The sequence below is a fragment of the Nocardia sp. NPDC005978 genome, assembly GCF_040614455.1.
Lineage (GTDB): Bacteria > Actinomycetota > Actinomycetes > Mycobacteriales > Mycobacteriaceae > Nocardia.
Genome location: NZ_JBEXUS010000206.1, coordinates 1 through 5,796 on the forward strand (window position 1 = coordinate 1; position 5,796 = coordinate 5,796).

Below are 5,796 nucleotides of genomic sequence, written 5' to 3' on the forward strand. Positions count from 1 at the left end.
GGGGCGGGGTGGGGTCCCCCGCCGGCGACGCCCTGGCCCGGGGCTATCACGCCCGGCCCGGACTGACCGCGAGCCGCTTCGTCGCCGACCCGTACGGCGCGCCCGGGGAACGCATGTACCGCACCGGCGACCTGGTGCGCTGGACCGGCTCACTCGCCGCGCCGCGGCTGGAATACCTGGGCCGCACCGACTTCCAGGTCAAGGTGCGCGGGCAGCGCATCGAACTCGGGGAGATCGACGCGGTGCTGAGCCGCGCCGAGCACGTCGAATTCGCCGTGACGCTGGGGGTGAAGGGGCCGGGCGGCGCGACCGCGCTGGCCGCGTACCTGCTGCCCGAGACCGGGACCGAGATCGATCTCGCCGCGCTGCGCGCGCACGCCACCGAGGCGCTGCCGGGCTACATGGTGCCCTCGGCCTTCGTGGTGCTGGACGCCATCCCGCTCAACGCGGTGGGCAAGCTGGATCGAAAAGCGCTGCCGGAACCGGTCTTCGAAGCCGAATCCGAGTATCGAGCGCCCAGCACGCCGACCGAGGCGGCGCTGGCGGAGATCGTGGCCGAGCTGCTGGGCCGGGACCGGGTCGGAGCGCACGACTCGTTCTTCGCCCTCGGCGGAGACAGCATCCTCGCCATTCAGCTCGTGTCGCGGGCGCGCTTGCGCGGGCTCGAACTGAGCCCGATGCAGATCTTCGAACACCGCACCGTCGCGGCGCTGGCCGCGCTGGCCGACGCCGCGGGCGCGGCCGTGGTCCTGGACGAGCTGCCCGGCGGCGGCGTCGGCGACATCCCGCTCACCCCGATCGTGCGCTGGATGACCGAACGCGGCGGAGATTTCGGCCGCTTCGCGCAGACCGCGGTACTGGAGATGCCCGCGGGCATCACCCGGGAGCAGGTCGTGGCCACCGTCACCGCGGTCGTCGATCAGCACGACATGTTGCGCGCCAAGCTGATTCGCGACGGCGACGACTGGCGACTGACCACCGGCGCACCCGGCAGCGTCGCGGTGGACACCCTGCTGCACCGCATCGAGTTCGACGCCGCCTCACCGGCGGAACTGCGCGAATACGCTGTCACGGAACTGGATTCGGCGCTGAACCGGCTCGACCCGGCGCGCGGGACGGTCCTGCAGCTGGTGTGGCTCGACCCGGCCGGGCCCGGCCGTACCGGCCGCCTGATCGTGGTGGCCCACCACCTGGTCATCGACGGGGTGTCCTGGCGCGTGCTGGTCCCCGACCTCATCGCCGCGTGGGCCCAGATCCGGGGCGGCGCCCAGCCGATCCTGACCGAGACCGGCACCTCGCTGCGACGGTGGGCGCACGCGCTCACCGACGAGGCGCACTCCCCGGCGCGCACCGCCGAGCTCGACTACTGGCACGCGCTGGCGACCGGGCCCGACCCCCTGCTCGCCGGCCGCGAGCTCGATCCGGCGATCGACCGGGTCGGCGCCGTGCGCACCGTGGAGATCCGGGCCGACGCCGCGGTCACCACCGCACTGCTCACCACCCTGCCCGCGCTCTTCGACGGCACCGTCGAAGACGCACTGCTGGCCACCCTGTCCCTGGCCGTCGGCCGGTGGCGGGCCGCCCGCGGCAACGCCGATGAACAGGATCCGGTGCTGCTGCGTATGGAAGGACATGGGCGGCAACAGGAGATCGTGCCCGGGGCGGATCTGTCCCGGACGCTGGGGTGGTTCACCACCCTGTACCCGGTCCGCCTGGAGCTGCCCGGCATCGACACCGGGCAGGCGCTGGCCGGCGGCCCGGCCATGGGCGCGGCCATTCGCGCGGTCAAACACCAGTTGCTCGCGGTCCCGGACAAGGGCATCGGCTTCGGACTGCTGCGCTACCTCAACGCCGAGACCGCGGGCCGGTTCCCGGCCCGTCTCCCCGGGCGCATCGGCTTCAACTACCTCGGCCGCTACGCGACCGCCGACATCCCGGCCGGGCTGGAAGGACTCGGCTGGCTGCCCACCGACGAATTCGGCGACCTGCAAGCGACCGAACACCGCGAGGTGCCGGTGAACGCCGAGATCGAGATCAACGCCGTGGTGGTGGGCGACCGGCTGGAGGCCTCCTTCGGCTTCCCCGGCACCCTGTTCGACGCCGACGAGGTGGGCGAGCTGGCCGAACTGTGGCTCCGGGCGCTCGGCGCGGCGGCGGACTTCGCGGCCGGCCCGGCCGCCCGCGCGGCCGCCGACGCCGAGGCGGCCTACCTCGCCGAGCAGGCCGCGGCCCGGATACAGGCCGAATCCGGTTCGGACGCACCGGGTTCCGCCTTGGGACTCGACGTCGTGCTGCCGATCCGGCCCGGCGGCGACGAACCGGCCCTGTTCTGCGTCCACCCGTCCTCCGGCATCGCCTGGACCTACCTGGGCCTGGCCGAGCACCTGCGGCCCGGACGGCCCATCTACGGGCTGCAGGCCCCGGACCTGTCCGGGGGCGCACACGCCCGCAGCATCGACGACTTCGCCGAACGCTACGTCGCCGAGATCCGCGCCCTGCAACCCGACGGGCCGTACCACCTGCTCGGCTGGTCCTTCGGCGGGCTCATCGCCCACGCCGTCGCCACCCGGCTCACCGCCGCCGGAGCCGAGGTGGGCACCCTCGCCCTGCTCGACGCCGACAGCACCGACATCGACGGCGACAGCATCGACAAGCTCACCGCCGGTTCGTTCATCGCCACCTTCGGCGCGGTCTTCGGCATCGGGGACATCCCGGCCGACTCCACCGCGCAGCAGGCCGCCGACCTCATCAGCGAGCGGATGGGCGGGGTGTCGCTGGTCGACGCCGCCACCCTCGAGCGCATGGCGGCCTCCTACAACGCCTCGGCCCGCACCCGCACCGGCTATCAACGCCCCGTATTCCACGGCGACGCACTGTATTTCAGCGCCACCGTGGACACCTCGGAGATCTTCGGACCCGACGGCTGGCGGCCCTGGATCACCGGCGCCATCGGCAATCACGACATCGCGGTCAGCCATGACGAGCTGACCGCACCGCACGCGCTCGCGATCATCGCCCGCGTCCTCGACGACCACCTTGGACGGGCGCGATGACAACCCTGGAAGGGACAGTGACAATGGGCGACGGAGTATTCGTCGAGAACGTGGAGAAATCCTTCGGCACGGTACATGCCTTGCGCGGCATCAGTTTCACCGCCGCGCAGGGCGAGGTGCTCGGCATTCTCGGACCCAACGGCGCGGGCAAGACCACCATGGTCAACATCCTGTCCACGCTCATCGCACCGGACGCCGGGCGCGCGGCGGTCGCCGGGCACGACGTGGTGACCGAGGCCGCGGCCGTCCGGCGCAGCATCATGCTGACCGGGCAGTTCGCCGCCCTGGACGACGCGCTCAGCGGCTACGAGAACCTGGTCATGTTCGGGCGGCTCATGGGCCTGCGCAAACGCGCGGCCAAGGCCCGAGCCGACGAACTCATCGCCGAATTCGACCTGGGCGCGGCGCAGGGCCGGCGCGTGGGCACCTACTCCGGCGGCATGCGCCGGCGCATCGACATCGCCTGCGGCCTGGTCGTGCGGCCCGAGGTGGTGTTCCTGGACGAACCCACCACCGGCCTGGATCCCCGCAGCCGCCAAGGGGTCTGGGACCTGGTGGGCGGATTCCGCAAGCACGGCATCACGACCCTGCTCACCACCCAGTACCTGGAGGAGGCCGACGCGCTGTGTGATCGGATCATCGTCATCGATCACGGCGTCGTCATCGCCAGCGGCACCGCCGACGAACTCAAGTCCCGCACCGGCGGCAGCTACTGCGAGATCGTGCCGCAGCACCTCGAGGATCTGCCCGCCATCGCCGCCGCGCTCGGCGATCTGCTGCCCGCCGCCAATCGCGAAGCGCTGACCGCGGAATCGGATCGCATCGCCGTGCCCGCGCCCGCGGGCGCCAAGACCCTGGCCGAAGCCCTGCGCCGACTCGACGGCGCCGACGTGGAACTGGTGGACATCGCGCTGCGGCGACCCTCACTGGACGACGTCTTCCTCCAGCTCACCGGACATCTCGCCGAGGAGCCCGCCCTCGAGGACGAAGGGGCGCGGGTATGACCACCGCGACCGCCGCCCCGGCCGGGTGGCTCACCGCCGCCCGGGCCACCCCGGCCACCATCCAGCAGTGGTGGGTGCTGACCTGGCGGCTCATCGCACCGGCCGTCAAGACCGGGGAGATCGCCACCGCCATCCTCGCGCCGATCACCTTCGCGGCCAGCTTCTACATCCCGCTCAACCGCGTGATGACGTTCTCCGGCACGGGATTCAGCAGCTACGCGCAGTTCATGGCGCCCATCGTCATCCTGCAGGCGGCGGCCTTCACCGCCATCTCCGCCGCCTTCCGCGCCGCCACCGACATGGTCTCCGGACTCGACCGGCGCTTCGACGCCATGCCCATGCACCCGCTGGTGCCCACCGCGGCGCGCATGTCCGCCAACATGTTCCGCATGGCGGTGGCCCTGGTGTCCGCGCTGGCGAGCGTGTACTTCATCGGCTTCCGCTTCCAGGGCCCGGCCCTGCACACCCTGGGCTTCATCGGCCTGGCCATGCTCATCGGGCTCGCCTTCTGCCTGGGCGCGGACGTCATCGGCACTGTGACCAAGAGTCCGGAGGCCACCACCCAGATGCTCGTGCTGCCGCCGCTGATCCTGGGCATGCTCTCCACCGGACTCGCGCCGGCCGCCCAATTCCCGGACTGGGTCGAACCTTTCGTCCGCAATCAGCCGGTCTCGCAATTCGCGTACGGACTGCGCGCGCTCGGCGGGGACACCCTGGGCAACGCGGGCGAGGTCACCTGGTCGCTCATGCTGCCGCCGCTGCTGTGGGCCGCCGCGATCATCGTGGTGTCCGCCTACTTCACCGTCCGGCTCAATACGAAGAGGTCCTGACATGGCGACCCTGGCCGCCCCCGCCGCCGCCGACTTCCTGCGCACCACCGAGACCTCGGTCCCGGCGCTGGTGCGGCACACCTGGATTCAGACCCACCGGCTGCTGCTGCGCTGGGCCCGCGACCCCATCACCCTGCTCGAGACGCTCATCGTCCCGTGCCTGCTGCTGCTCATGCTGGACATCGTGGTCGGCGGCCAGATCGAGAAGTTCTCCGGCAGCGACGCCCTCTACGGCTCCACCCCCATGGTGACCCTGGTCGGCGCGCTCTCGGGCACCGTCGCCAGCGGCGTCATGCTCGGGCGCGAACGCGACGCCGGACTGCTCGCCCGCTTCTGGGTGCTGCCGGTGCACCGCGGCTCCGGGCTGGCCGCGCGCATTCTGGCCGAGGGCATCCGCATCTTCGCGGGCACCGTCGTCATCATCTGCTTCGCCCATCTGCTGGGCTTCCGCTTCCAGCAGGGACCGGCGGCGGCCTTCGCCTTCCTGTGGATCCCGGTGCTGTTCGGCCTGGCCTTCGCCACCATGGTCACCGCCATCGCGGTGTTCACCGCCAAATCCACCCTGGTCGAAGGGGTGGCGATCCTGTCCTCGCTGCTCATGTTCTTCAGCACCGGATTCGTCCCGCTGGCCGCCTATCCCAGCTGGATCGCCCCGGTCGTCAAGCATCAGCCCATGTCCGTCGCCGTGGACACCATGCGCGGATTGGCCGCGGGCGGGCCGGTGGCCTGGCCGCTGACCCAGACCATCCTGTGGTCGGTCGGCGCGATCGCGGTCTTCGCGCTTCCGGCGGCGTACGGCTACCGCAGGGCCAGCCGCCGCTGACACTCACCCCCGCGTCCCCGGCACATCCCGGATTCAGTCCCCTTACGCCGATTCCCGGCCCGGCCGCGCGCCGACCCGCTTCGGGC

General features: G+C 71.7%; 4 protein-coding genes. All 4 read left to right on the forward strand.

The window, feature by feature from the left end; translation table 11 throughout:
* The coding region (locus ABZ319_RS39830) for a condensation domain-containing protein (protein ID WP_354991779.1) at positions 1–3,053 on the forward strand (3,053 nt) is incomplete at its 5' end.
* A gap of 23 nt (positions 3,054–3,076) precedes the next feature.
* The gene (locus tag ABZ319_RS39835) at positions 3,077–4,057 is read left to right on the forward strand and encodes an ATP-binding cassette domain-containing protein (protein WP_354991780.1); all 981 of its coding nucleotides are present in this window, start codon (positions 3,077–3,079) and stop codon (positions 4,055–4,057) included.
* A complete protein-coding gene (locus ABZ319_RS39840; protein ID WP_354991781.1) occupies positions 4,054–4,887 on the forward strand; it encodes an ABC transporter permease in 834 nt (277 codons plus the stop codon). The genes ABZ319_RS39835 and ABZ319_RS39840 overlap by 4 nt, the downstream gene beginning before the upstream one ends.
* A gap of 1 nt (position 4,888) precedes the next feature.
* The gene (locus ABZ319_RS39845; RefSeq protein ID WP_354991782.1) at positions 4,889–5,710 is read left to right on the forward strand and encodes an ABC transporter permease; all 822 of its coding nucleotides are present in this window, start codon (positions 4,889–4,891) and stop codon (positions 5,708–5,710) included.
* Positions 5,711–5,796 lie beyond the last annotated feature (86 nt).

Bases quoted from the DNA above. Each gene is read 5' to 3' on its own strand.
- ABZ319_RS39835 (WP_354991780.1), top strand. From the start codon at position 3,077: ATGGGCGACGGAGTATTCGTCGAGAACGTGGAGAAATCCTTCGGCACG.
- ABZ319_RS39840 (WP_354991781.1), top strand. From the start codon at position 4,054: ATGACCACCGCGACCGCCGCCCCGGCCGGGTGGCTCACCGCCGCCCGG.
- ABZ319_RS39845 (WP_354991782.1), top strand. From the start codon at position 4,889: ATGGCGACCCTGGCCGCCCCCGCCGCCGCCGACTTCCTGCGCACCACC.